Raw genomic sequence first — 24,803 nt, 5'->3', positions numbered from 1 at the left:
TTAAAGGCAGGACGACCATGGCGAAAGCTACAACAATCAAGATCAAGCTGCTGTCGACAGCCGACACCGGCACTTTCTACGTCACCACCAAGAACAGCCGTACGTTCACGGACAAGATGACGAAGACGAAGTACGACCCGGTTGTACGCAAGCACGTTGAATTCAAGGAAACCAAGATCAAGTAATTTCTTGATCTGTCTCCGACAAAAGCGCGCCCAACGGGCGCGTTTTTTGTTTGCGCCGAAGGGAAGATGCTGCCGCCAGCCTCTTCGCGCCCAGACGCCTTCCAAAGGGCAAGCAAGGCCCGTCTACCCTGCTGTCCGGGGAATTGTAGCCGTCAATAACAAAGCACGAGAGCAGCCATGGGTAAGTCCGACCACATGGTTTGACGCCCCGGCCGATGCAGCAATCATTCAGGTGCTCTGAAGACACATCCCCAAGGCTCCGTCCGCCCCTGCCCCGTATCGCAGCTTCGCACGTGACGTTAACAAAGACGGATTGCATGCGTCGCGAAGCCGCGACGCGCACACCACGAAACGGCAATTTTCAGGAAGAAGGCGGTCGGCCAACGATGTGACTACGGCACGAGGAACCGATTCGAACATCGTCAGCCGACCGACCCCACGATTCAGGAGATGCGGCGGACCTGAGCATCATGGGGCATTCAAACTACGCAATACCAGCCCCTGAAGAACGAAATCGCGACGGCTAAAGCCGCTATCATTCATCATCAAAAGACGGATAAGCCGCCGGAAGAACTGTTACTCTCAATAAGGAGTGTGCGCAGAAGTGAAATAAAAATCAACAAATTCTTAAGCCAGGGACACATCACCTGGGAAACATGGTTAAGTATACGAAGCTGACACACTATAGTTGCCGGAGAGATTGAATTCAACGTATTTTTCAACTTGAACTCTATTTATATCGTCGATCTGCATCTATTCATTGCAAAGTGATAAAATACCTACAAGGTCAATGGCTTGCAGCCTTACGACGATCAACTTGCTTCGTGAATAATTACTTCGCCGGAACACGGCGGCAAGATTGCCGCAATATTTTAGTTAATCGGCCATTAGGGTTCAGGCAGCGGCAGCGACGACGCGGTTGCGTCCGGCGTGTTTCGCCTCGTAAAGCGCTTTGTCCGCCTGCTTCAGGATTTCGTCCGGAGCGCCGAAGGCGCCGCTGCTGGTGGCGATGCCGAGGGAAGCGGTAATGCTCAATTCCCGGTCGATGGAACGAACATAAAAAGGCTTGTCTTCCACGATCGCCCGCAGGCGCTCGGCGACGCTTGCCGCAAGCTCCATCGGCGTATCGGGCATGACCACGACGAACTCCTCCCCGCCATAACGGCAGGCGAGATCGGCACCGCGCACGGTGCTGCGGATGCGCGCTGCAAATTCCCGCAGCACCTCATCGCCCACATCGTGGCCATAGGTATCGTTGACCAGCTTGAAGCGGTCTATATCGGTCATGCAGATGGAGATCGGGCGGCCACGAACGGCGGCGCGGTCGAAGAGTATCTTCAGGTGACTGTCGAGGTAACGGCGATTGTTGAGGCCGGTCAGCCCGTCGACAATGGCAAGTTCCATCGTGTGCTGGAGATTGAGCCGCAGATGCTCGTTATAGCGCTTGCGCCTGATCTGCGTCAGCGTCCGGGCGACGAGTTCGTTCGGATCGATCGGACGGAGAATGTAATCATTCACGCCAAGATCGAGCGCCCGCGCCACCATATCGTCCGCCCCCTGCTCCGCCACCAGAAGCAGCGGCAGGAAACGGGTGCGTTCCAGCGAGCGAAGCTGTGAACACAGCCGCAGCGGATCGTAATCCTCGAAATTGGAATTGACGATGACGAGCTCGAAAGGATTGCTCGCGGCCTTGAGCAGCGCCGCCTGCGGTTCCGTGACGGCGTCGACCTCGGCAACCGGCTTCAGCGCCCGCACAATACGTTCCTGCGAGCTGGCGCGGCCATCCGCAACCAGCACGCGGCCCGGCGTCTGCATCAGCCCGTCGCTACGCAGCATCTCCTCGATGCCGATCTGACGTGCGGTTTCGGCGCGCAGCCGCAATTCATCGCTGACGGCCTTGAGCCGCACGAGGCTTTTGACGCGGGCGATGAGTTGAAGGTCGTTGACCGGCTTGGTGAGAAAATCGTCAGCGCCGGCCTTGAGGCCACGCACGCGGTCAGACGGTTGATCGAGTGCGGTGACCATGACCACCGGAATATGGGCGGTATTCGGATTGGCCTTCAGCCTTTCGCAGACCTCGAAACCGTCCATGCCCGGCATCATGATATCGAGCAGGATGATATCGACCTGCTCCTTGTCGCAGATCGCCAGCGCCTTGAAACCATCCTCGGCGGTGACGACATCGAAATATTCCGCCAGAAGACGGGCTTCGAGAAGCTTCACATTGGCCGGAATATCGTCAACAACCAGAACTCTCGCCGTCATAACCGTTCCCCAGTCGCCTCAAGCATCGCCCAGATAAGTCTTGATGACTTCGATGAATTTTGGAACGGAAATCGGCTTAGACACATAGGCCTCGCATCCGCCCTGGCGAATGCGTTCCTCGTCGCCCTTCATGGCGAAAGCCGTGACCGCGATGACCGGAATGACATGCAGCTCGTCATCTTCCTTCAGCCACTTCGTCACCTCAAGCCCTGAAACTTCCGGCAGCTGGATATCCATGAGGATGAGGTCCGGGCGGTGCTTGCGGGCAAGATCGAGCGCTTCCATACCGTTGCGCGTCTGGATCGTCGTATAACCAGACGCCTCGATCAAGTCGCGAAAGAGCTTCATGTTCAGCTCGTTGTCTTCGACTATCATGACCTGCTTGGGCATGGTGAGCAGTCCCCGTTTCGCTTTGAAACCTTCACCCAGACATATAAGTTGTCAGAGAGCCGATTCCATCGTCCATTTGTTGCGCAAGGCTAGAGGGATTTGGTTTCAAAATAGGTAACTTCGGGGAAGAAATGCTGCGCGATACAAAAAACAAAGGCAATGTCGGTCAGGACCCGCAAGAAACGGCGGCCGCCATACTTGGCTGGCTGGCAAACGAACCGGACATGCTGGCGCGTTTTCTGGCGCTGAGCGGGCTGCAGGCCAACATGCTGCGCCAGGCTGTCAACGATCCCGGCTTTCTGGCAGGGCTGACGGATTTCCTGATGAGTCACGAGCCGGACCTGATGGCCTTCTGCGCCGCCACCGATACATCCCCCGAAACCGTGGCCGCTGCCTGGAACCATTTTTCCGGACCGGGGCTGGATTCAGGTGTGTATTGACGAGACGCCCCTTGAGTGGCCATCGCAGCCGGAGTATGGTCGGCAACGTTCTGGTTTTGTTTTCGACCCATGTCCACGTCGCACCGCTATGATCCCGGTTTTTGCCGTGACTGTCTGGCCGGCCAGCCAGAAGGGCTAAGGCGTTGTCGCGCCTGCGGCAGCCCGCGTCTTCTCTATCATTCCGAACTCTATGATCTGAGCATCGCCCATATCGATTGTGACGCCTTTTACGCCTCGGTCGAAAAGCGCGACAATCCGGAACTGGCCGACAAACCAGTGATCGTGGGCGGCGGCAAGCGCGGGGTGGTTTCCACCGCCTGTTATATCGCCCGTATTCACGGGGTGCGTTCCGCCATGCCCATGTTCAAGGCGCTGGAAGCCTGTCCCGATGCTGTCGTCATCAAGCCGGATATGGAAAAATACAGCCGTGTCGGGCGCGAAATCCGCGCGATGATGCAGGAACTGACGCCGCTCGTGCAGCCGATTTCCATAGACGAAGCGTTTCTCGATCTTTCGGGCACCGAGAGGCTGCATCACGATCCACCGGCCCGTGTGCTGGCGAAATTCGCCCGGCGGGTGGAAAAGGAAGTGGGGGTGACTGTTTCCGCCGGGCTTTCCTATTGCAAGTTTCTCGCCAAGGTCGCGTCCGACCTGCAAAAACCGCGCGGTTTTTCAGTTGTCGGTGAAGCAGAGGCGCTGTCCTTTCTGGCAGCAAGGCCCGTCACTACCATCTGGGGCGTCGGCAAGGCCTTTGCGGCGACGCTGGAGGCGGACGGTATCCGCATGATCGCGCAGCTGCAAGAGATGGAGGAAAGCGAGTTGATGCGCCGCTATGGCGTGATGGGGCAACGCCTCTTCCGGCTTTCGCGCGGCATTGATGAGAGGCATGTGCACAATAACGACCCCGTCAAAAGCGTGTCTTCCGAAACCACCTTCTTCAACGATATTTCCCGCCATGAAGATCTCGTACCGATCCTGCGCTCGCTTTCCGAAAAGGTTGCCTGGCGGTTGAAGAAGAGCGGCATCGCCGGCCAGACGGTGGTGCTGAAGATGAAGACAGCAGACTTCAAGCTCCGCACCCGCAACCGCAAGCTGGACGATCCGACGCAGCTCGCCGACCGGATTTTCCGCACCGGCCTTTCGCTGCTGGAAAAAGAAACGGACGGCACCAGGTTCCGTCTCATCGGCATCGGCGTCAGCGATTTGCACGATGCGGGGCTGGCCGATCCTCCCGATCTCGTTGACAGAGAGGCCGGCCGTCGGGCCGCGGCGGAAGCGGCGATGGACAAGCTGCGCGACAAGTTCGGCAAGGGCAGCGTCGAGACCGGCTATACGTTCGGAACACGCAAATAACAGTGGCGGGATTGTGCGACAGGTCGCAATCCTATCCTACCGCCTCGCTCCGGATATATTTTAGATTTTACACAAATTAGTGATGTTGCGAAGGAGCGGTCCTTAAGCTTCATTAAACTTCGCATGATTGAGTGAGGCAAGTTTTGTACATGTGGTGTATTGCGTCATGTCCCTTCGCCTCCGTCTTATGGCCGGCATGCTGTCGGCCAGCATTCTTGCCTTTCCGGCGCTTGCCGCTGACAGCAGGTCTCTGCAGATACTGGTATCGAAAAGCGATCAGTCGCTCTCGCTTTATGAGAACGGCGAAATCGTCGCCACCTCGAAAGTCTCCACCGGCAAGGCCGGACATGAGACACCGAGCGGCATATTCTCAATTCTGGAAAAGCGGAAATACCACGAGTCGAATATCTACTCGGCCGCACCCATGCCCTTCATGCAGCGGCTGACCTGGTCCGGCATCGCGCTGCACGAAGGCAAGGTGCCGAACTATCCGGCCTCGCATGGCTGCGTGCGCTTGCCGTCCAAATTCGCCAAGTCCCTTTTCGGCGACACCCGGACCGGCGTGCATGTCATCATCACCGACCAGCCGGTCTCGCTGCGCTTTGTGCAGCATCCGGCGTTGTTTCAGCCGCGCGACGATGCCGATGACGGCAAGCTTCTTCTGTCGGATGTGGAATTGCGCCCGGCAACGTTCGATGCAGCCTTGGGGACGGTCGAAGTTGCCGTCAATGAAAAGACCCAGGCGCTCAAGCCGGCGGTAAAGACCAGGGAGCCCTCGCCCCTGCGCATTCTCATCACCCGGCGCGGCGAACGGGAAAAGGTGATGGATATCCAGACCATGCTGAGCCGCCTCGGTTTCGAAGCGGGTGCAGCCGATGGTTATGCCGGGGAGATGACGATCAGCGCCATCAATGGTTTCAAGCGCTGGAAAGGGCTGAAAACCACCGGGCCGCTTCTGACAGACGCCTTCGTGACGGCGCTTTATGCCTCCGCTGGTGAAGACCACCCACTGAGCGGCCAGATCATGGTGCGGCAGGATTTCAAGCCGCTGTTTGAAGCGGCCATCGACATCAAGGACCCGGAAGTGGCGCTCGGAACCCATTTCTTCGAAGCCGTGTCCGTGGATCGCGCCGCCGGAAACGCCGAATGGAACGGTGTGACGCTGGAAAACCATCTGCCGGCGGCTGCCCGCAAGCGGCTTGGCATCTCCGTTACCGAACCGCCGGGCGGTTTCGATCAACTGAGCGCCGTGCTCGGCCGCCTCGAAATTCCCGCGGAAATACGCAGCCGGATCGAGCAGGAGCTTTCAAGCGGCAGCTCGATCACCGTTTCGGATATCAGTCACCAGTTGGAGACAGGCACTGGAACGGACTTCATCACCGTGACCAAAGAAGGGCCGGTATGAGCGACGTGTGAGGCCTCAAGCCTCACACCAGTTCCACATCTACGACACCGGGCGCGGACCGCAGCGCAGCGGCGATTTCCGGGGAAATGCGGTATTTCTCCGTCAGCTCCACCTCGATCTCACGGCTGCCCTCATCCTTGATGACGATGAAATAGACCGAGCCATCACCCTTTGTGTTGAGGTGGCGGGCAACGGTCTTCAGCGGGCCGGAATCGCGCACATAAACACGCAACGCCTTCTGCATCTGCACAGATTTTTCTTCCAGCGACTGCGCCGTCTGGATACGCAGGCCGATACCTTCGGGGCGTTCTTCCGCCTGCACGGTGATGACCAGCGATTTGCCGACTTCGAGCAGATCGCGGAACTGGCCGAGTCCTTCGGAAAACAGCACCGCCTCATATTGGCCCGACGCGTCCGAGAAGGTGACGATGCCCATCTTGTTGCCGGTGCGGGTTTTGCGCTCCTGCTTGCCGGTCACGGTGCCGGCCAGACGCCCGGCAGTCGCGCCCTGTTTCACCGCGGCGGAAAAATCGGCGAAATTCTGCACCCGCAGCTTTTCCAGCACGGGGCGATAGGTATCGAGCGGATGGGCGGTGAGGTAAAAACCGAGCACCTGATACTCGCGCAGCAGCTTTTCGGAGGCAAGCCAGGGCTGGAAGGCCGGAAGAACCAGTTTTTCCGGCCCGCTTCCGCTACCGGAGCCGAACATGTCCGATTGTCCAATGGTGCGGTTATTCTGTGCCATCTGCGCATAACCGATAATGCGGTCCAGCCCGCCGATCAGTTCCGCGCGGTCGCGGCCGAAACAGTCGAAGGCGCCCGCATTAATCAGGCTTTCCAGCACACGCCGGTTGATCTGCTTGGGATCGATGCGCAGGCAGAAATCCTCAAGGCTCGTGAACGGCTTGCCGTCGCGTACCTGGACGATGTGCTCCACCGCCCCCTCGCCCACGCCCTTGATGGCGGCGAGCGAATAATAGATGCGGTTCTCACCCGTTTCGAATTGCCGGAACGACGTCTGCACCGAAGGCGCGACGACCTCGATGCCAAGGCGGCCCGCATCCTGACGGAAATCGTTGAGCTTTTCCGTGTTCGCCATATCGAGCGTCATGGAAGCCGCCAGGAACTCCACCGGATAATGCGCCTTCATATAGGCGGTCTGGTAGGACACGATCGCGTAGGCCGCGGCGTGGCTCTTGTTAAAGCCGTAATTGGCGAATTTCGCCAGCAGGTCGAAGATGGTGTTGGCCTGCGGCTTCGAGACGCCGTTCTTGATGGCTCCGTCGACGAAACGCTCGCGCTGCTTGTCCATCTCCTCCTTGATCTTCTTGCCCATGGCGCGGCGCAGAAGATCGGCTTCGCCGAGCGAATAACCGGAGAGGACCTGGGCGATCTGCATCACCTGTTCCTGATAGACGATAACGCCCTGCGTTTCCTTGAGCAGATGGTCGATGGTCGGGTGGATCGATTCCAGCTCCTCCTCGCCATGTTTGCGGGCGTTGTAGACCGGGATGTTTTCCATCGGTCCGGGGCGATAAAGCGCCACCAGCGCGATGATGTCCTCGATGCAGTCCGGTCGCATGCCGATCAGCGCCTTGCGCATGCCCGCACTTTCCACCTGGAACACGCCGATGGTTTCGCCGCGCGACAACATCTCGTAGGTTTTGGCGTCGTCCAGCGGAATGGCCGCGAGATCGACCGCGATGCCGCGCTTGGCGACAAAATCGACGGCGACCTTCAGCACCGTCAGAGTCTTCAAGCCGAGAAAGTCGAATTTGACGAGGCCCGCGCTTTCCACCCATTTCATGTTGAACTGCGTAACCGGCATATCGGATCGCGGATCGCGATACATCGGCACCAGCTTCGACAGCGGTCGGTCACCGATGACAATACCGGCGGCATGGGTGGAGGCGTGGCGGTAAAGTCCTTCGATCTTCTGGGCGATATCCAGGAGGCGGGCGACGACCGGCTCCTTGTCCGCCTCCTCCTGCAGGCGCGGCTCTTCCTCGATCGCTTTCGACAGGGGTGTCGGATTGGCCGGGTTGTTGGGCACCAGCTTGCAAATCTTGTCCACCTGCCCATAGGGCATCTCCAGCACGCGGCCAACGTCGCGCAGGGCCGCGCGCGCCTGTAGCGAACCGAAGGTGATGATCTGCGCCACCTGCTCCCGGCCATATTTGGCCTGCACGTAACGGATCACCTCTTCACGGCGGTCCTGGCAGAAGTCGATATCGAAGTCGGGCATCGAAACGCGTTCGGGATTGAGAAAGCGTTCGAACAGCAACGAGAAGCGCAGCGGATCGACATCGGTAATGGTCAGCGCATAAGCGACGAGCGAGCCCGCACCCGAACCGCGGCCCGGGCCGACCGGAATATCATGCTGCTTTGCCCATTTGATGAAGTCGGCAACGATCAGGAAGTAACCGGGGAACTTCATGCGCGAGATGACGCCGAGTTCGAAATCCAGCCTTTCGCGATAATCCTGTTCCGTATAACCGGGCGCCATGCCAAGCGCGGCAAGCCGCTGATCCAGCCCCTCCACCGCCTGTCGGCGCAGTTCCTCGGTTTCGGCCAGCTCGGCTGCTTCCGGATCGTCGCTGGCGCCGGTGAAACGCGGCAGGATCGGCCCGCGCTTCTTCAGGACATAGGAGCATCGGAGCGCGATCTCGACGGTGTTCTCCAGCGCCTCGGGAAGATCGGCAAACAGCGCCGTCATCTCGTCACGGCTTTTGAGGTAGTGATCGGGTGTCAGGCGGAACCGGCTGTCATCGGACACGATGGCGTTATGCGCCACTGCCATCAACGCATCATGCGCCTCGTAGTCGGCCTTGGAGGGGAAGAACGCCTCGTTGGTGGCAACGAGTGGAATATCGTGTTCGTAAGCCAGACCAATCAGGCGCCGCTCATGGGAGCGGTCGTAACCGGACTGGCGCTGCAATTCGATATAAAGCCTATCACCAAAGAGTGACTTCAGCGTCAGCAGCCGCTCTTTCGCCTGCGCTGCATGGCCTTCCTTCAGGGCCATATCGACGGGGCCGCCGGATGCGCCGGTGAGCGCTATGAGGCCGGCATTGGAGGCCTCCTCCAGCCATGCGCGGGTAATATGCACGGAATGGCTGCCGCCCTCACCGTCCAGATAGGCGCGGCTGACGAGATCCACCAGCCGCTCATAGCCTTCCGCATTGGCGGCAAGGAGAACGATGGCGGGAAGTTTCTGAAGATGGCTGTTGTGGTTGCGGCGATCCTCCGCCGCATCCTGCATGTCGATGGACAGCTGGCAGCCGATGATCGGCTGCAGACCCTCGTCCCGCGCCTTTTCGGAAAATTCCAGCGCGACGAAAAGATTGTTGGTATCGGTAATGGCAATGGCCGGTTGACCGTCCGCGACGGCCTTGGACATGATTTTCTTGAGGGGCAAGGCCCCCTCAAGCAGGGAATAAGCGGAATGAACCCGAAGATGGACAAAACCGGGCGTCTTCAACGTTTCGCCAGAGATCTCTCCACGCATAACCGCATCGCCCATATCATCATCCTGTCACTCTGAATCACGAGGGCGATTTTCCGATTTCCGGCGCTTAATGTCCACCGCTTTGCGGCGTCCATACAGGCTTCTGCGCCGGTGTCTTCTTCACAGGGCGGTGAGGATCACCGAAAAGCTGGCAACAAAGACAGCGATGGAAGCGAAAGCAGCAACGTCACGGATGAAATCAGTCATTGGTCTCTCCTTACTCGTTATGTTCCAATTTTGTTCTCATTTTGTTCGATTGTCAACAGGGTTCTGGCGATATTCCTCTTGTCAATGCGGCAGAATCGCCTTCGGTTCCCGCGTGGGGAACAGCAAGCCACTGACTCCAAAACGAAAAAACCCGGAGGTAAAACACCGCCGGGTTCGGAAAAAATTCAAATGGGGAGAACCGGTGTTCTCTGGAAAGCACCGGATGGATCGGCTTGCCAGTTCAGAAATCGACGATCTTGCCGTCGGCCAGCGTCACGCGTCTGTCCATGCGGGCGGCAAGTTCATGATTGTGGGTGGCAATCAGCGCCGCGAGGCCGGATTGTCGCACCAATGCCTCCAGCGCGTCGAATACGTAATGCGCGGTTTCCGGATCGAGATTGCCGGTCGGCTCGTCGGCGAGCAGCAGGAGCGGCGCGTTGGCGACAGCGCGGGCAATGGCGACACGCTGCTGTTCACCGCCCGAGAGTTCGGCTGGACGGTGTTCGCCGCGATGCCCCACGCGCATATAGTCTAGCAGCGCGCTTGCACGCTTGCGGGCCTCCACCTGGGTGAGACCGGCAATGAGCTGCGGCATCATCACATTTTCCACTGCCGAGAATTCCGGCAGGAGGTGATGGAACTGATAGACGAAACCGATGTCGCTGCGGCGGATCGCGGTGCGCGTTTCATCCGGCAGGCCGTTGCAGGGCGCGCCGTTAATATAGACCTCGCCTGCATCGGGATGTTCCAGCAACCCTGCAAGATGCAGCAGCGTCGATTTACCAGTACCCGAAGGGGCGACCAACGCCACCATCTCACCGCTTTTCAATTCAAAATCGGCCTTGCGCAGAATGGAAAGCGACGTCTCGCCCTGACCATAGGTTCTCTCGACGCCGGTGAGCCGCAGCACTGTTTTTTTTGCCATATTGCGAAGCGGTCCTTATTCGTAACGCAGGGCCTGCACCGGATCGAGCTTGGAAGCCCGCCAGGCTGGAAAGATCGTTGCCAGGAAAGAAAGGGTCAGCGCCATGATGACGACGGTGATGGTCTCGCTCAAATCCATTTCGGCCGGTAGCTGGCTCAGGAAATAAAGCTGCGGGTCAAACAGCACTGTGCCCGATACCCATGAGAAGAACTGCCGGATCGATTCCACGTTCAGGCAGACGATGACACCGAGCGCCACGCCGGCAAAGGTGCCGACCGTGCCGATGGCAGCCCCCGTCATGAAGAAGATGCGCATGACCGCGCCAGAGCTGGCGCCCATGGTGCGCAGGATGGCGATATCGCTGCCCTTGTCCTTCACCAGCATGATGAGGCCGGAGATGATGTTGAGCGCCGCCACCAGAACGATGAGGGTGAGGATCATGAACATCACGTTTCTTTCCACCTGCAGGGCGGAGAAGAAAGTCTGGTTCCGCTGTCTCCAGTCGGTAATGTAGACCTGCCTTTCGGCCGCCTGCTCCACCAGCGGCCGGATGCCATCGACATCATCCGGGCGGCTCACATAAAGCTCGATAGACTGCACGAGGCCTTCGGCATTGAAATAAAGCTGGGCTTCGGACAGAGGCATATAGATCATCGACGCGTCATATTCCGACATGCCGATCTCGAAGACGCCGGAAATCTTGTAAGATTTGACGCGCGGATTGACGCCCATCGGGGTCACGTCACCTTCCGGTGATATGAGGGTGATATCGTCACCCGCCGTAACACCCAGCTGGGCGGCGAGCCTGGAGCCGACGAGAACGCCGTCACCCGCCATGAAGCCGACGAGGTCGCCGGTCTTGATGTTGGTGGCGACTTCCTTGACCTTGTCGATATCCTCCTGGCGCACACCGCGCACCAGAGCGCCGGAACCCGCACCGCCGCGCCCGGAGGCCAATGTCTGGCCCTCCACCAGCGGCAGAGCCATGGTGACGCCCGGAACGGCTGCGAATTTCTTCGCCAGCTCATCATAATTATTGAAGGGCTGGTCGATCGGCTGAACGATCATATGTCCGTTGATGCCGAGAATGCGGGAAATCAGCTCCGTGCGGAACCCGTTCATGACGGCCATGACGATGATCAGCGTCGCCACACCCAGCATAATGCCGACGAAAGAGAAACCGGCGATGACGGAGATGAAGGCTTCCTTGCGCCGCGACCGCAGATAACGCCATGCCACCATACGTTCAAAAGCAGAAAACGGCCGAGCGGTCTTTGCCCCGGCTGAAACAGCCGCACCCTTGTCAGCCTCGGCTTGTGCCATGTCGTCTCCCTGATCTAAAACTATAAGGCCGGTCTTTTCCGAAAACCGGCCTACATTTCCACGGCATGTGTCTTACGAAAACCGGAGCGGACTTCGCGTGAAGCCGCTCCGTCTTCCGCTCGCTCTTAGCCGAGCACCCTGTTCATCGCCGCCTCGATCGTCACGGTTTCCCGCTCGCCGGTCTTGCGATCCTTGACTTCGACTTCGCCATTCGCGACCGAACGCGGTCCAACTATGATCTGCAAAGGCACGCCAATCAGATCGGCAGTCGCGAATTTCTGGCCAGCACGGTCGTCCGTATCGTCGTAGAGAACATCCTTGCCGGCGTTGGAGAGCTGATAATACAGCTTTTCACAAGCCGCATCGCAGGCCGCATCTCCAGCCTTCATATTGATGATCACGACGTCGAAAGGAGCGACCGAGGCCGGCCAGATGATTCCATTCTCGTCATGCGATGCTTCAATGATGGCGGGAACAAGGCGTGTCGGTCCGATACCATAAGAACCCATGTGGACAGGGTGTTCCTTGCCATCCTTACCCTGCACTTTCGCGCCCATCGGCTCGGAATATTTGGTGCCGAAATAGAAGATGTGACCAACTTCAATGCCGCGCGCAGAAAGGCGCTCGCCTTCGGGAATGGCGTTATATGCCGCTTCGTCATGCATTTCGGACGTGGCGGCATAATCGGCCGTCCACTCGTCGAATACGCCCTGCAAGGCTGTGACATCGTCGAAATTGGTGTTTTCAGCGGGAATCGCGCGGTCGAGGAAGCTCTTGTGGCAGAAGACTTCGGATTCGCCGGTATCGGCCAGAATGATGAATTCATGGCTGTGGTTGCCGCCGATCGGGCCGGTATCGGCGCGCATGGGAATAGCGCGAAGGCCAAGGCGCTCGAAGGTGCGCAGGTAAGCCACGAACATCTTGTTATAGGAATGGATCGCGTCTTCCTTGGTAAGGTCGAAGGAATAGGCGTCCTTCATCAGGAACTCGCGCGAACGCATGGTGCCGAAACGCGGACGCACCTCGTCGCGGAACTTAAGCTGGATATGATAGAGGTTCAGCGGCAGGTTCTTGTAGGACTTCACATAGGAACGAAAGATGTCGGTGATCATCTCCTCATTGGTGGGGCCATAGAGCATCTGGCGGTCCTGGCGGTCCTTGATGCGCAGCATTTCCTTGCCGTAGTCATCGTAACGACCGCTCTCCTGCCAGAGCTCGGCGGTCTGCAGCGTCGGCATCAGAAGCTCGATGGCGCCGGAACGATCCTGCTCCTGGCGGATGATCCTGTTCACCTTGTCCAGCACACGCTTACCGAGCGGCAGCCAGGAATAGATGCCAGCCGATTGCTGCCGGATCATGCCGGCGCGCAGCATGAGGCGGTGAGAAACGATCTCCGCTTCCTTGGGATTTTCCTTCAGGATGGGCAAAAAGTAACGGCTGAGACGCATGACGGCTTCCATTGATGCGGACGACAGCGCCACAGGCGCGGGAATCGCCCCGAATAGAGGGATATTGGCGCCGGATATAGCCGTTTCCGACCCAGATGAAAACCCGCCATGAAAAGAGCTATAAAGGCCATTTCAAGGTATTTTCGCGATAGCTAATTCGCGTCAAAACGCTTTGATCGGAATAATATTCTTGATCCGGTGCGACAAATTGCACCACAGAGAATTTTTTGCCGACTGTAACAAATATGCAAAAAATGAGATGACAAGCATGGGGGTTTGAGCTAGCCTTAGCTTACAAAAGAGGCAGGAAGTTTAAATTCTTGTCATTTTCGCGGTCAGTCTTGGGAGGATCAGATCTTAGGCGCGCTCGTTCGCAGCCCCGGCAACGGTTACAGATCACGCGAAACCTGGAAAACAAGGCTGAAAGGCCTTGTTTTTTTTTGCTTCTGCACAAAGAAGCACGCTCATAGCGATATTCCGGTAAAATTATGGCGTTGAATCAGGCACCGGAATGTTCCTGCTGTTTGCACGACGGATATGACATCCATATGACAGAACATCGGTCATATCCGCGGCAAATCGCCGTTAGTCTGAGCGTACGGATGCGCGCGGAATGGCGATTATCTGTGCAACTTTTCAATCGAAAACAGGAATAATTCTCGGAAGATCATCAAGGCTGACGCCGAACCACCAGGTTCCACCGTACCAGAGCCCACAGATCAGGGCCGAGATCAGGGTGGTCCACAAAACGATCCGCCCACCTCTGAACCTTGATGGCGCACTGGCGACCGTGCCCAGCGCCACATCGCCCTCCTCATCCTGAGTACGTAGGCCAATCGGCAGCACGATGAAGAGCACCGTCCACCAGACGATGAAATAAACGGCGAAGACCGAAAGAAGCGGCATGTGATCCTCCTGCACAATGGGGTTCTTGTAACGCATTCATCCGCAGATCGGAATCACTTCTCCGCAAGAAAGCCGAAAGAAAAAAGAAGAGCCGCGCTTTGCGGCGCGGCCCTGAAATCGATGGAGAAGAGGCAGACGCCCAGGCCGATTGCCGGGAAGCTACCCGCTCAGACCTTGGTCACGAAAACCGTCACGATCGGCTTCTTACCCCAGCTCTGATTGGCAGCGGCGCGCACGGCGCGGCGCACCGATTCGCGCAGCAGTGCGAGGTCCTTGCGACGGGCGCGCGGAATGCTCTCGACGGCGCCGAGTACAGCATCATAAAGCGTGTCTTCCATCGCCTCATCCTCGTCGTCGAATTCCGGCAGGCCGAAAGGCACGACGTCGGGATCGCCGAGGAAGTCGTAACGACTATCCAGCACGACGTTGACGGCGACATGGCCGGCAAAGGACAGCTTGCGGCGGTTGCTGATGCCCATTTCGTCCATGTCACCGACGAGATTGCCGTCCTTGAAGACGCGGCCGTGCGGCACGTCATCGATGACTTCCGCAGGACCCGGCGCAAGGCGCAGAACGTTGCCGTTGCGCACCTTCGGCACCTGCGAAATACCGGCTTGTTCGGCCAGTTCCTTCTGCGCCACCAGATGCGCCGCCTCGCCATGGACGGGCACGACGATCTGTGGCTTCGTCCATTCATACATCCTCAGAAGCTCGTTGCGGCGCGGATGGCCGGACACATGCACCAGCGCCTCATTGTCCGTGACAATGTGCACGCCCTGTTCGATCAGGCCGTTCTTGATCTCGATAATCGCCTTTTCGTTGCCGGGAATGGCGCGTGAGGAAAAGACGACAGTATCTCCCGACGCAAGCGCCACATTGCGCATCTCGTCGCGGGAAAGCTTGGCGAGCGCTGCACGCGGTTCGCCCTGCGAACCGGTCAGGATCAGCACCACACGATCACGCGGAATATAGCCGAATTCATCTTCAGCGAGGAACGGCTTGATGCCTTCCATGATGCCGAGATCCTGCGAGACGTTGACGACGCGCTTCAGCGACGAGCCGAGCAGCAGCACCTCGCGGCCGGCAGCTTCCGCAGCCTGCGCAATCGAGCGGATGCGCCCGACATTCGAGGAGAAGGTGGTAACGGCAACGCGGCCTTCAGCACTTTCGATGATCTGACGCAGGCCTTCGGACACCTCGTGTTCGGAGGGCGACACGCCATCGCGCAGTGAATTGGTGCTGTCGCACATCAGTGCCAGCACGCCCTCTTCACCGATGGCGCGGAAGCGGGTTTCATCCGTCAACGGCCCAAGCGACGGCGCTTCGTCGATCTTCCAGTCACCGGTGTGGATGACATTGCCGAGCGGTGTGCGGATGACCAGCGACATCGGCTCCGGTATAGAATGGTTGACGCCAACGGCTTCGATTTCAAAGGGGCCAACGTTGATCCGGTCACCAGCCTTGAAGATCGTCACCGGAATTTCAGCGCGCGTGCCCTCATAGGCGCGCTTCGCCTCCAGCATGCCGGCCGTGAATGGCGAGGCATAGACCGGCACATTGAGGCCGGGCCACAGATCGTTCAGCGCGCCATAATGATCCTCATGGGCGTGGGTGATGATGATGCCCTTGAGGTTCTTTTTCTGCTCGGCGATGTAACTGATATCGGGCAGCACGAGATCGACACCAGGAAGATCGAGACCGGCAAAGGTCACGCCGCAATCCACCATGATCCATTCGCGCTTGCTTGCCGGCCCGTAGCCGTAAAGCGCCAGATTCATCCCGATTTCACCCACGCCGCCGAGCGGCACAAAGACCAGTTCGTCCTGTTTAGCCATTATTTTTTCTTATCCATTCACGAAAGCGTGCAGGCAACGGCAATTGGCCGTGCCCGCCGCTCTCTCAAGCATCGGACCTGTTGAACCATCTGATCGACCGGGCCGATGCGGAACCGGTTTGTCACCCCGCATTTCATGAGCCGCAGGAAAGCTCCAACCTCTGGGACAGGGTTCGGCGCGGCCTTTTAGCCATCACCGTTCACCTCATCCGAAAAACACATCGCCGGCGGCGATCGAGCGTCTTGCGCCCTCGTCCTCATCCAGCAGCAGATAACCATTATCATCAATTCCAACAAAACGCCCGCCAATCGAACGGTCAGGGAAATTGACGGTGATATGTTCACCAATACCGCAGGCCGCTGCCCGCCAGCTGGCAATGATGCCAGATACGCCCCTGCCCTCATCCCATTCGCGCAGAACCTCGGCCGTCTCACGGAAGAGATGTGCAAACAGTTCATCGGGCGAGCAAGACGCACCGTGCTCGGAGAGCATGGTGACGGGATAAAGTGGATTGTCCGGCTTATGGGCGATATTGATGCCGATACCGATGACGATGGCGCGCCGGCCGTCAGGCAAAAGCTCCGCTTCCATCAGAATGCCGCAGGTCTTGCGGCGGCCGATCAGCACATCGTTCGGCCATTTGATTTCAAGCGCTTCACCGCCCGGCGGCAGCACCGCGCGAATGGCGCGATAGACAGCCAGCGCAAAAGCGAGCGGCAGGGAGCCGATGCGTTCCATCGGTGCGGGATCGATCAGAAGAAGCGAAGCGTAAAGATTTCCGGGTTCCGAAACCCAGGGCCTGCCACGGCGGCCGCGGCCGCCGGTCTGGCGGATGGCGGTAACCCACAGGTTGCCGCCATCACCCGCCCGCGCCCGGGCGAAACATTCCAGATTGGTCGATGGCGTTTCCGCCATCGCCTCGTGCCTGATATCATCGATGGACATCCGGCCCGTATTCCTTTGTGTATTGCTCAAAAGAAGGTCTTCGCCGCGGCAGTGACGGCGTTGCCAAGCGCACCGCCGAAGACGATGAAGGCGACGGTGAAGAGAGCCGAAAGCGCGTAAACCACCTTCAATTCACCCGACGGACGCTCAAATTTGTCCTTGGCCTCATCGAACCACATGACCTTGACGACGCGGATATAATAATAAGCGCCGACGACCGAGCCGATCACACCGATGATGGCGAGCGGATAGAGCTTCGCTTCGATGGCGGCCAGGAAGACGTAGTACTTGCCGAAGAAGCCGGCGAGCGGCGGAATACCGGCAAGCGAGAACATCAGGATGGTCAGAACAACCGCCATGAAGGGGTTGGAAGACGACAGACCGGCCAAATCCTCGACGGTTTCGACATTGCCGATCTCCTTGCGGCGCATGGAGAGAATGCAGGCGAAGGTGCCGAGCGTCATGACCATGTAGATGGTCATGTAGAGAATGACGCCAGCAACACCGGCTTCGGTGCCCGCAGCAAGACCGACCAGCGCATAACCCATGTGACCGATCGAAGAATAAGCCATCAGGCGCTTGATGTTCTTCTGACCGATCGCGGCAAAAGAGCCGAGCAACATGGAGGCGATGGAGATGAACACGACGATCTGCTGCCAGTCGGCGAAGACCGGCTGGAACGCCTCGATGACAATGCGAACGAGGATCGCCATGGCGCCGATTTTCGGAGCAGCCGACAGGAAGGCCGTTACCGGGGTCGGCGCGCCTTCATAAACATCAGGCGTCCACATGTGGAAAGGCACGGCGGAAATCTTAAACGCCAGACCGGCGAGAACGAAGACCAGACCGAAGACGAGGCCGAGCGAACGGGTTTCCGATGCCAGAACCTGCGCGATTTCGGTGAAGCCGGTATTGCCGGTGAAACCGTAGACCAGCGACATGCCGTAAAGCAGCATGCCGGAAGACAGCGCGCCGAGCACGAAATACTTCAGGCCTGCTTCCGTGGAGCGCAGGCTCTCACGGTTGATGGCGCAGACGACGTAAAGCGCCAGCGACTGCAGTTCCAGCGCCATGTAGAGCGAGATCAGGTTATTGGCCGAGATCATCAGCAGGATGCCGAGCGTTGCGAGCACCAGCAGCACCGGATATTCGAAACGGCCGATGGGTTCGAAACGGCCCTGGCCGACGGCCAAGATCATGGCGGTGATGGAGCCGATCAGCGCCAGCACCTTCATGAAATTACCGAAGGCATCGGCGATGTAGACACCGCCGAAGGCCACGCCCGAAGCGGGGGCAAAGATGATCCAGAGACCGACGACGAGCAGGAGGGCAACGGCAAGGCCGGTGACCGTCGTTGTCGACTTGTCGCCCGAGAAGACGCCAATCATGAGCAGCGCCAGCGCGCCGACCGCAAGGATCAGCTCGGGCGTCGCAATGTGCAGACTGGCAAAAAGGATTTCAGCGGTCATGTCCAACGGGTCCTGTCGTCAATTCATAGAGAGCGCAACATTTTGCGCCGCCTGCAGTGCAGCCGAATAGTTGTTTACCAGAAGATCGACCGATGCGGCTGTCGCATCGAACACCGGTGCCGGATAGACACCGAAGAAGATCGTCAGCACGACCAGCGGATAAAGGATGACCTTCTCGCGGGTCGACAGATCGAGCAGGCTCTTCAGGCTTTCCTTTTCCAGCGCACCGAAGATCACGCGGCGATAGAGCCACAGCGCATAGGCGGCCGAGAGGATAACACCGGTGGCGGCAAAGAGTGCGACCAGCGTGTTGGCGCGGAAGACACCGATCAACGTCAGGAATTCACCGATGAAGCCGGACGTGCCGGGCAGACCGACATTGGCCATGGTGAAGATCATGAAGGCCACGGCATATTTCGGCATGTTGTTGACGAGGCCGCCATAGGCCGCGATCTCGCGGGTATGGAGACGGTCATAAACAACGCCGACGCAGAGGAAGAGCGCGCCCGACACGATACCGTGCGACAGCATCTGGAAGATCGCGCCCTGCACGCCCTGAACGTTGGCGGCAAAGATGCCCATGGTCACGTAACCCATGTGGGCAACGGAGGAATAGGCGATCAACTTCTTGATGTCGTCCTGCATCATCGCGACCAGCGAGGTGTAGATGATGGCAAGAACCGACAGAGTGAAGACGAAGGGAGCGAAATAATCCGACGCCAAGGGGAACATCGACAGCGAGAAGCGGATGAAACCGTAACCGCCGAGCTTCAGCATGACGCCGGCCAGAATGACCGAACCCGCGGTCGGAGCCTGAACGTGGGCATCCGGCAGCCAGGTATGCACCGGCCACATCGGCATCTTGACCGAGAAGGCGGCGAAACAGGCGAGCCAAAGCCAGGTCTGCATGCCGGCCGGGAAGCCGTATTTCAGCAGTTCCGTCATGTCGGTCGTGCCGGCCTGCCAATACATGGCCATGATGGCGAGCATGGTCAGAACCGAGCCGAGCAGCGTGTAGAGGAAGAACTTGTAGGAGGCATAAACGCGATCCTTGCCGCCCCACACGCCGATGATGATGAACATCGGGATCAGCGTCGCTTCGAAGAAGACGTAGAAGAGAACGGTATCCAGCGCGACAAAGACGCCTATCATGACGACTTCCAGAAGCAGGAAGGCGATCATGTATTCCTTGATGCGCTTCTCGATCGAATCCCAGCTTGCAAGCACGCAGAAAGGCATGAGGAAGGTGGTGAGGATGACGAAGAGCATGGAGATGCCGTCAACGCCCAGATGATAGGCGGCGATGTTGCCGAACCATTGATGCTTTTCGACCATCTGGAAACCGGGGTTCGAATTGTCGAACCCGATCCAGATGAACAGCGACACGATGAAGGTGAAGACCGTTGTCAGCAGCGAGACGTTGAGAATGTTACGGCGACCATAGGGGCCGTTCTCATTCGTCAGAAGCAGGAGCACCACGCCGACGAGCGGCAGAAAGGTGACCGTTGAAAGAATGGGCCAATCGGTCATCAGAGGGCACTCCCGAGCATCATCCAGGTGACAAGCGCCGCGATGCCGATCAGCATCGCAAAGGCATAGTGATAGAGGTAACCGGATTGCAGGCGGACCATGCGGTTGGTCACGTCAACCACACGCGCTGCAATGCCGTTCGGTCCGTAGTGGTCGATGACGGCGACGTCGCCCTTCTTCCACAGGAAGCGGCCGAGCGCCTTTGCGGAACGAACGAAGAGGAAGTCATAGAGTTCGTCGAAATACCACTTGTTCAGAAGGAACTGGTAGAGGCCACGATGGGTCGCTGCCAGACGCTTCGGCGTCTCGGGCGACTTGATGTACATGTACCAGGCGGTCACGAAACCAAGCGTCATTGCGACGAACGGGCTCCACTTCACCCAAAGCGGAACGTGGTGGAACTCTTCGAGGATCTCGTTTTCCGGAAGCGTGAACAGAGCGCCCTTCCAGAACTCGGCATATTCGTGGCCGAAGAAATAACCTTCGAAGGCAACACCGGCAAAGATCGCGCCGACGGTGAGGATGAAGAGCGGGATCAGCATGACCATCGGCGATTCATGCACATGGTGCATGACGTCGGCAGAAGCGCGTGGCTTGCCGAAGAAGGTCATGAAGGCCAGACGCCAGGAATAGAAGCTGGTGAACAGCGCGGCGATGACCAGCAGCGTGAAGGCGAAACCGGACAGAACCGAATGCGAAGCATAAGCGGATTCAATGATGACGTCCTTCGAGAAGAAGCCGGCAAAACCGATCATCGTTCCCGGGATACCAACGCCGGTCAGCGCCAGAGTGCCGACAGTCATGGTCCAGAAGGTGATGGGGATATGCTTGCGCAGGCCGCCCATGTAACGCATGTCCTGCTCACCATCGACGGCATGGATGACCGAGCCGGCGCACAGGAACAAGAGCGCCTTGAAGAAGGCGTGCGTGAAGAGGTGGAACACGGCAGCGCCATAAGCACCGACGCCGAGCGCCACGAACATGTAACCGAGCTGCGAGCAGGTCGAGTAGGCAATCACGCGCTTGATGTCGTTCTGCACGAGGCCGACGGTTGCCGCAAAGAAGGCGGTGATCGCGCCAATCAGCGTCACGACGGTCAAGGCATCATGCGACAGTTCGAACAGCGGCGACATGCGAGCGACGAGGAAGACACCGGCGGTGACCATGGTTGCGGCGTGAATGAGGGCAGACACCGGGGTCGGGCCTTCCATCGCGTCCGGAAGCCAGGTGTGCAGCAGGAACTGCGCCGACTTACCCATCGCGCCCATGAAGAGCAGCAGGCAGACGCCGGTCATCGCATTGGCCTTGTCCAGATGCATACCGAACAGGTTGATGACCGTATCAGTGGAAGCAGCACCCTCAGCCGGCAGATAGGTCGCGGCGGCAGCGAAGATCGTTTCGAAATTGATCGAGCCGAACAACACGAATACGCCGCCAATGCCGAGAATGAAGCCGAAGTCGCCAACGCGGTTGACGATGAAAGCCTTCATGGCGGCGGCCGATGCGGACGGCTTCTTGAACCAGAAACCGATCAGCAGATAGGACGCCAGACCCACGCCTTCCCAGCCGAAGAACATCTGCAGCAGGTTGTCGGAGGTCACCAGCATCAGCATGGCGAAGGTGAAGAGCGACAGATAGGCGAAGAAGCGCGGACGATGCGGATCGTGGTGCATGTATCCGATCGAATAGAGGTGCACGAGCGTCGAGACTGTGTTGACCACGACGAACATGACGGCCGTCAGCGTATCGATGCGGAATGCCCATTCGACATCAATGCCGCCGGACTGGATCCAGCGCAGCACGGTGACCTTGATCACCTCGCCCGGCTCGCCATGGGCAAGCGCGACGGAGAAGAAGACGATCCACGACAGGATGGCGACCACGATCATCAGACCGGTGGTGACATATTCCGAAGCCTTGGCGCCGATGGAGCGGCCGAACAGGCCGGCGATCAGGAAGCCGATCAGGGGAAGAAAGACGATAGCCTTGTAGATCATAGCCTTATCAGCCCTTCATCATATTGACGTCTTCGACGGCGATCGATCCGCGGTTGCGGTAGAAGACAACGAGTATTGCAAGACCTATGGCCGCTTCGGCGGCCGCAACGGTCAGAATGAACAAAGCGAAGACCTGGCCGACGATATCGTTCAGTAACGCCGAGAACGCCACCATGTTGATGTTGACCGCCAGCAGGATAAGCTCGATCGACATCAGGATGACGATGACGTTCTTCCGGTTGAGGAAGATGCCGAAGACGCCGATCGTGAAGAGGATGGCGCTGACCGTCAGGTAGTGGGAAAGACCGATTTCCATATTCTGTTTCCTTGGATCCGTTCGCCTTCAGATGCCCTGACCCGGCTTGACCTTGACCGTGGTAACGGCGGTCTTCGGGTCGCGGCCAACCTGCGTGGAGATATCCTGCCGCTTGATGTCGGTGCGATGACGCAGGGTCAGCACGATGGCGCCGATCATGGCCACCAGCAGCACGAGACCGGCGAGCTGGAAGAAGTAGACATAATTGGTATAGAGCACATCGCCGAGTGCGGCCGTATTGGTGCGTTCGGTCACAGGCGGGATGGGCATAGTGATGGACGTTGCCGCAATCGGGTTCAGCATGCTGCCGCCGACCACAACAATCAGTTCCGCAGCCAGGATGACGCCGATCAGCGCGCCGACAGGTGCATATTGCAGCACCCCGGAGCGCAGCTCGGCAAAATCCACGTCCAGCATCATCACGACGAAGAGGAACAGCACCGCCACCGCGCCGACATAAACCACCAGCAGGATCATGCCGAGGAATTCGGCGCCCGTCAGCAGGAACAGCGCGGCCGCGTTGAAGAAGGTCAAAATCAGAAACAGCACCGAATGAACAGGGTTCTTCGATGCGATGACCATGAACGCAGACGCCACGGCGACGAAAGCGAATATATAAAAGAATACAGCGTGCAGACCCATGTTGGTGCCTTCTTGTCCTCATCGGGCAAAGATGGCTCGAAGGCCCCTCACCCGTTTCGTCCCCGCCGGCGAAAACCGCGCAGGCATTTTACTTTTCATCGCTCTCCGGGGTCGCCCCCGGAAAGACGGTTGCACCTTAACGGTAAGGCGCATCCAGTGCGAGGTTGCGTGCGATTTCACGCTCCCAGCGGTCGCCATTGTCGAGAAGCTTCTGCTTGTCGAAATAAAGCTCCTCGCGGGTTTCCGTCGCGAATTCGAAGTTCGGGCCTTCGACGATGGCATCGACCGGGCAGGCTTCCTGGCAGAAACCGCAATAAATGCACTTCACCATGTCGATATCGTAACGCACCGTGCGGCGGGTGCCGTCATTGCGGCGCGGACCGGCTTCGATGGTGATCGCCTGGGCAGGACAGATAGCTTCACACAGCTTGCAGGCGATGCAGCGTTCTTCACCGTTCGGATAACGGCGCAACGCGTGTTCACCACGGAAGCGCGGCGAGACCGGACCCTTTTCGAAAGGATAATTGATCGTCGCCTTCTGTTTGAAGAAGTGGCGCATCGTCAGCAGGATCGCGCCAACGAATTCCTTGAGGAACAGCGAGTTGACGGCTTGGGAGAGGCTTGCCATCTCAGTCTCCAGATCTTTGAGCGAGGAGTTCAGACATCAACCGGCCCACCCCGTCAGCTTCAATACGAATGCAACAATAACGACCATGGCGAGCGACAGCGGCAGGAACACCTTCCAGCCAAGACGCATGAGCTGGTCATAACGGTAACGCGGAACGAATGCCTTGGTGAGAGCGATCATGAAGAAGACCATGCAGCCCTTCAGCGCGAACCAGACGATGCCCGGAACCCAGTTCAGGAACCATACATCCACGATCGGCAGCCAGCCGCCCATGAACAGGATCGTCGTCAGGCAGCAGATCAGGACGATCGCAGCATATTCGCCGAGCATGAACATCATGTAGGGCGTGGAGCCGTATTCGACCATGTGACCGGCAACCAGTTCCGATTCCGCTTCCGGAAGGTCGAAGGGCGGACGGTTGGTTTCGGCAAGGCCCGAAATGAAGAACACGATGAACATCGGGAACAGCGACAGCCAGTGCCAGTCGAGGAACGATGGCGGCAGGCCGAGCATGGTGCCGAGGCCGGTCTTCTGGGCAAGCACGATGTCCGTCAGGTTCAGCGAGCCGACGCATAGCAGAACGGTGACGATGACGAGGCCGATCGAGACTTCATAGGACACCATCTGCGCAGCGGAACGCAGCGCGCCGAGGAAAGGATATTTCGAGTTCGAAGCCCAGCCGCCCATGATGATGCCGTACACTTCAAGCGACGAAATCGCGAAGATGTAGAGAATGCCGACATTGATATTGGCGACAACCCAGCCATCGGCGAAGGGAATGACCGCGTAGGTGGAAAGCGCCAGCGTCACCGCAACCAGCGGCGCCAGAAGGAAAACGGCCTTATTGGCGCCGGCCGGAATGACCGGTTCCTTCAGGATGAACTTCAACAGGTCGGCGAAAGACTGGAAGAGACCGAAGGGACCAACGACGTTCGGACCACGGCGCAGCTGCACGGCCGCCCAGACCTTACGGTCGGCTAGCAGCAGGAACGCGATGGATACCAGAAGGCAAACGAGAAGCAGCAGGGACTGGCCGACCATGATCAGCGCGGGCCAGACGTAGCTCCAGAAAAACTGTTCCATAAA

20 protein-coding genes are annotated in these 24,803 nt (G+C 58.4%); 4 read left to right on the top strand and 16 right to left on the bottom strand.

Annotated features, from left to right (window positions below; translation table 11 throughout):
* Positions 1–17 precede the first annotated feature (17 nt).
* Positions 18–185 (top strand): 50S ribosomal protein L33, encoded by a 168-nt coding sequence (gene rpmG / locus ACQZ48_RS11490; protein ID WP_003496403.1) that lies wholly within the window; start codon positions 18–20, stop codon positions 183–185.
* An 894-nt stretch (positions 186–1,079) separates the two neighbouring features.
* Here the strand turns inward: rpmG and ACQZ48_RS11485 are convergent.
* Together ACQZ48_RS11485 and ACQZ48_RS11480 are read right to left on the bottom strand one after the other, a co-directional pair.
* A complete protein-coding gene (locus tag ACQZ48_RS11485; protein ID WP_142912124.1) occupies positions 1,080–2,450 on the bottom strand; it encodes a PleD family two-component system response regulator in 1,371 nt (456 codons plus the stop codon).
* A gap of 18 nt (positions 2,451–2,468) precedes the next feature.
* Positions 2,469–2,840 (bottom strand): response regulator, encoded by a 372-nt coding sequence (locus tag ACQZ48_RS11480; protein WP_003521498.1) that lies wholly within the window; start codon positions 2,838–2,840, stop codon positions 2,469–2,471.
* 131 nt (positions 2,841–2,971) lie between these two features.
* On the opposite strand from ACQZ48_RS11480, the gene ACQZ48_RS11475 reads away from it, so the two are divergent.
* The 3 genes from ACQZ48_RS11475 to ACQZ48_RS11465 all read left to right on the top strand — a co-directional run bounded on the left by ACQZ48_RS11475 (position 2,972) and on the right by ACQZ48_RS11465 (position 6,038).
* Positions 2,972–3,280 carry a DUF3572 domain-containing protein gene (locus ACQZ48_RS11475; RefSeq protein ID WP_077982437.1) on the top strand — a complete coding sequence of 103 codons (309 nt, stop codon included), beginning with the start codon at positions 2,972–2,974 and terminating at the stop codon, positions 3,278–3,280.
* Positions 3,281–3,349: 69 nt separating this feature from the next.
* Positions 3,350–4,633 carry a DNA polymerase IV gene (locus ACQZ48_RS11470; protein WP_142912123.1) on the top strand — a complete coding sequence of 428 codons (1,284 nt, stop codon included), beginning with the start codon at positions 3,350–3,352 and terminating at the stop codon, positions 4,631–4,633.
* Between the two features lie 166 nt (positions 4,634–4,799).
* Positions 4,800–6,038, top strand: coding sequence for a L,D-transpeptidase family protein (locus tag ACQZ48_RS11465; RefSeq protein ID WP_137410199.1), 1,239 nt, complete (start codon positions 4,800–4,802; stop codon positions 6,036–6,038).
* Between the two features lie 22 nt (positions 6,039–6,060).
* Here ACQZ48_RS11465 and dnaE read toward each other — a convergent pair whose 3' ends face one another.
* The 14 genes from dnaE to nuoH form a co-directional block, all read right to left on the bottom strand.
* A complete protein-coding gene (gene dnaE / locus ACQZ48_RS11460; RefSeq protein ID WP_173988928.1) occupies positions 6,061–9,561 on the bottom strand; it encodes a DNA polymerase III subunit alpha in 3,501 nt (1,166 codons plus the stop codon).
* 433 nt (positions 9,562–9,994) lie between these two features.
* Complete coding sequence (locus ACQZ48_RS11455; protein ID WP_077982441.1) at positions 9,995–10,678, bottom strand: ABC transporter ATP-binding protein; 684 nt, start codon at positions 10,676–10,678, stop codon at positions 9,995–9,997.
* Between the two features lie 15 nt (positions 10,679–10,693).
* Positions 10,694–12,001, bottom strand: a complete 1,308-nt coding sequence (locus ACQZ48_RS11450; RefSeq protein ID WP_077982442.1) for a lipoprotein-releasing ABC transporter permease subunit — start codon at positions 11,999–12,001, stop codon at positions 10,694–10,696.
* A 125-nt stretch (positions 12,002–12,126) separates the two neighbouring features.
* Complete coding sequence (gene proS / locus ACQZ48_RS11445) at positions 12,127–13,449, bottom strand: proline--tRNA ligase (protein ID WP_137410197.1); 1,323 nt, start codon at positions 13,447–13,449, stop codon at positions 12,127–12,129.
* Positions 13,450–14,085: 636 nt separating this feature from the next.
* On the bottom strand, positions 14,086–14,391 hold the full coding sequence (locus ACQZ48_RS11440; RefSeq protein ID WP_162520361.1) for a DUF1467 family protein: 306 nt from the start codon (positions 14,389–14,391) through the stop codon (positions 14,086–14,088).
* Between the two features lie 131 nt (positions 14,392–14,522).
* The gene (locus tag ACQZ48_RS11435) at positions 14,523–16,190 is read right to left on the bottom strand and encodes a ribonuclease J (RefSeq protein WP_191217654.1); all 1,668 of its coding nucleotides are present in this window, start codon (positions 16,188–16,190) and stop codon (positions 14,523–14,525) included.
* A 204-nt stretch (positions 16,191–16,394) separates the two neighbouring features.
* Positions 16,395–17,135: a biotin--[acetyl-CoA-carboxylase] ligase gene (locus tag ACQZ48_RS11430; protein ID WP_165691158.1), complete on the bottom strand. Its 741-nt coding sequence runs from the start codon at positions 17,133–17,135 to the stop codon at positions 16,395–16,397.
* A gap of 26 nt (positions 17,136–17,161) precedes the next feature.
* The gene (gene nuoN / locus ACQZ48_RS11425) at positions 17,162–18,604 is read right to left on the bottom strand and encodes an NADH-quinone oxidoreductase subunit NuoN (RefSeq protein WP_142912117.1); all 1,443 of its coding nucleotides are present in this window, start codon (positions 18,602–18,604) and stop codon (positions 17,162–17,164) included.
* An 18-nt stretch (positions 18,605–18,622) separates the two neighbouring features.
* Positions 18,623–20,134, bottom strand: coding sequence for an NADH-quinone oxidoreductase subunit M (locus tag ACQZ48_RS11420; protein WP_063951192.1), 1,512 nt, complete (start codon positions 20,132–20,134; stop codon positions 18,623–18,625).
* Entirely contained in the window at positions 20,134–22,131 is a 1,998-nt protein-coding gene (nuoL, locus tag ACQZ48_RS11415) for an NADH-quinone oxidoreductase subunit L (protein ID WP_077982446.1), read from the bottom strand. Before nuoL ends, ACQZ48_RS11420 begins: the two co-directional genes overlap by 1 nt.
* Positions 22,132–22,138: 7 nt before the next feature.
* Positions 22,139–22,447 carry an NADH-quinone oxidoreductase subunit NuoK gene (nuoK, locus tag ACQZ48_RS11410; protein ID WP_448728827.1) on the bottom strand — a complete coding sequence of 103 codons (309 nt, stop codon included), beginning with the start codon at positions 22,445–22,447 and terminating at the stop codon, positions 22,139–22,141.
* A gap of 27 nt (positions 22,448–22,474) precedes the next feature.
* Positions 22,475–23,089: an NADH-quinone oxidoreductase subunit J gene (locus ACQZ48_RS11405; protein WP_448728826.1), complete on the bottom strand. Its 615-nt coding sequence runs from the start codon at positions 23,087–23,089 to the stop codon at positions 22,475–22,477.
* A 136-nt stretch (positions 23,090–23,225) separates the two neighbouring features.
* Entirely contained in the window at positions 23,226–23,717 is a 492-nt protein-coding gene (nuoI, locus tag ACQZ48_RS11400; RefSeq protein ID WP_077982447.1) for an NADH-quinone oxidoreductase subunit NuoI, read from the bottom strand.
* 36 nt (positions 23,718–23,753) lie between these two features.
* Positions 23,754–24,800 carry an NADH-quinone oxidoreductase subunit NuoH gene (gene nuoH, locus ACQZ48_RS11395; protein ID WP_077982448.1) on the bottom strand — a complete coding sequence of 349 codons (1,047 nt, stop codon included), beginning with the start codon at positions 24,798–24,800 and terminating at the stop codon, positions 23,754–23,756.
* Between the last annotated feature and the right edge of the window lie 3 nt (positions 24,801–24,803).

The organism is Agrobacterium sp. 22-209-1, from assembly GCF_053522485.1.
The sequence above is the reverse complement of the archived record's forward strand: the minus strand, read 5'-3'. Positions and strand labels throughout refer to the sequence as shown.

Bases quoted from the DNA above. Each gene is read 5' to 3' on its own strand.
- rpmG (WP_003496403.1), top strand. From the start codon at position 18: ATGGCGAAAGCTACAACAATCAAGATCAAGCTGCTGTCGACAGCCGAC.
- ACQZ48_RS11485 (WP_142912124.1), bottom strand. From the start codon at position 2,450: ATGACGGCGAGAGTTCTGGTTGTTGACGATATTCCGGCCAATGTGAAG.
- ACQZ48_RS11480 (WP_003521498.1), bottom strand. From the start codon at position 2,840: ATGCCCAAGCAGGTCATGATAGTCGAAGACAACGAGCTGAACATGAAG.
- ACQZ48_RS11475 (WP_077982437.1), top strand. From the start codon at position 2,972: ATGCTGCGCGATACAAAAAACAAAGGCAATGTCGGTCAGGACCCGCAA.
- ACQZ48_RS11470 (WP_142912123.1), top strand. From the start codon at position 3,350: ATGTCCACGTCGCACCGCTATGATCCCGGTTTTTGCCGTGACTGTCTG.
- ACQZ48_RS11465 (WP_137410199.1), top strand. From the start codon at position 4,800: ATGTCCCTTCGCCTCCGTCTTATGGCCGGCATGCTGTCGGCCAGCATT.
- dnaE (WP_173988928.1), bottom strand. From the start codon at position 9,561: ATGGGCGATGCGGTTATGCGTGGAGAGATCTCTGGCGAAACGTTGAAG.
- ACQZ48_RS11455 (WP_077982441.1), bottom strand. From the start codon at position 10,678: ATGGCAAAAAAAACAGTGCTGCGGCTCACCGGCGTCGAGAGAACCTAT.
- ACQZ48_RS11450 (WP_077982442.1), bottom strand. From the start codon at position 12,001: ATGGCACAAGCCGAGGCTGACAAGGGTGCGGCTGTTTCAGCCGGGGCA.
- proS (WP_137410197.1), bottom strand. From the start codon at position 13,449: ATGCGTCTCAGCCGTTACTTTTTGCCCATCCTGAAGGAAAATCCCAAG.
- ACQZ48_RS11440 (WP_162520361.1), bottom strand. From the start codon at position 14,391: ATGCGTTACAAGAACCCCATTGTGCAGGAGGATCACATGCCGCTTCTT.
- ACQZ48_RS11435 (WP_191217654.1), bottom strand. From the start codon at position 16,190: ATGGCTAAACAGGACGAACTGGTCTTTGTGCCGCTCGGCGGCGTGGGT.
- ACQZ48_RS11430 (WP_165691158.1), bottom strand. From the start codon at position 17,135: ATGTCCATCGATGATATCAGGCACGAGGCGATGGCGGAAACGCCATCG.
- nuoN (WP_142912117.1), bottom strand. From the start codon at position 18,604: ATGACCGCTGAAATCCTTTTTGCCAGTCTGCACATTGCGACGCCCGAG.
- ACQZ48_RS11420 (WP_063951192.1), bottom strand. From the start codon at position 20,134: ATGACCGATTGGCCCATTCTTTCAACGGTCACCTTTCTGCCGCTCGTC.
- nuoL (WP_077982446.1), bottom strand. From the start codon at position 22,131: ATGATCTACAAGGCTATCGTCTTTCTTCCCCTGATCGGCTTCCTGATC.
- nuoK (WP_448728827.1), bottom strand. From the start codon at position 22,447: ATGGAAATCGGTCTTTCCCACTACCTGACGGTCAGCGCCATCCTCTTC.
- ACQZ48_RS11405 (WP_448728826.1), bottom strand. From the start codon at position 23,089: ATGGGTCTGCACGCTGTATTCTTTTATATATTCGCTTTCGTCGCCGTG.
- nuoI (WP_077982447.1), bottom strand. From the start codon at position 23,717: ATGGCAAGCCTCTCCCAAGCCGTCAACTCGCTGTTCCTCAAGGAATTC.
- nuoH (WP_077982448.1), bottom strand. From the start codon at position 24,800: ATGGAACAGTTTTTCTGGAGCTACGTCTGGCCCGCGCTGATCATGGTC.